Source organism: Bacillus sp. 05T31, assembly GCF_056396725.1.
Genome location: NZ_JBFTMA010001093.1, coordinates 1 through 943 on the forward strand (window position 1 = coordinate 1; position 943 = coordinate 943).

The window sequence follows — 943 nt, forward strand, 5'->3', positions numbered from 1 at the left end:
CCTTTAAATACAGTTTCATCTGATGGATCTGGCTCAACTTCAAAGAAAACTTCAACTTTCACATCATTTGCATGCTTACGTAAATAGTGCGTAACTGTATCTACATAACCGTGCTCAACCATYCCTGGATCCGTTACAATRAATGCWCGKGAAATGTTWGGCATSTTWGCTAAATATKSTGTCGCATGTTTTTCAAAATAAATTTTRGGYGGTAATTTGAACCAYTGCATATTMTTTTTTCTATTYGCCAACCTTTTTATATTTAATAAATGAGTCGCCGTTACGTTTTGGGAAACTGAGTTTTTCCCGTAGGAGCCACAACCAAGCGTAAGTGATGGAATAAATCCATTATATATATCACCAATTCCACCTTGTGATGAAGGTGCATTTACAATGAGACGGCAGGCTTTCATACGTAACCCAAATTGTTTTTGTACTTCTTTATTTGTAGAATGGATAACCGCTGAATGCCCTAGGCCACCAAGCTCTAACATTTCTTCGCAATATGTAAATCCTTCTTCTAATGAATTTGCTTTTACACAAGCTAACACTGGGCTCAGTTTCTCACGAGATAGTGGATACGCTGCTCCGATGCCTTTAATTTCAGCTACAAGCATTTTTGTATGTTCAGGTACAGTAATTCCTACTAATTCAGCAATATACTGTGCTGATTTCCCAACAATATCACTATTTACTGCACATGTATTTTCATTAATAACAAGCTTTTCTAATTTCTTTCTCTCTTCCTCTGTTACAAAATAACAATTATTTGCAATCATTTCTGCTTTAACATCATTATAGATTTCCTTATCTATAATGATGGCTTGTTCTGACGCACAAATCATACCGTTATCAAATGTTTTCGATAAAATCAAATCATTAACAGCACGTTTTACATGTGCCGATTTCTCTATATAACATGGTACATTACCTGGCCCTACAC

General features: G+C 35.5%; 1 protein-coding gene. It reads right to left on the minus strand.

All coding sequences use genetic code 11. The annotated features are described in order from the left end of the window. On the minus strand, positions 1-943 hold a 943-nt coding region (locus AC1DJR_RS31585; protein ID WP_477004428.1), incomplete at both ends, for an iron-containing alcohol dehydrogenase.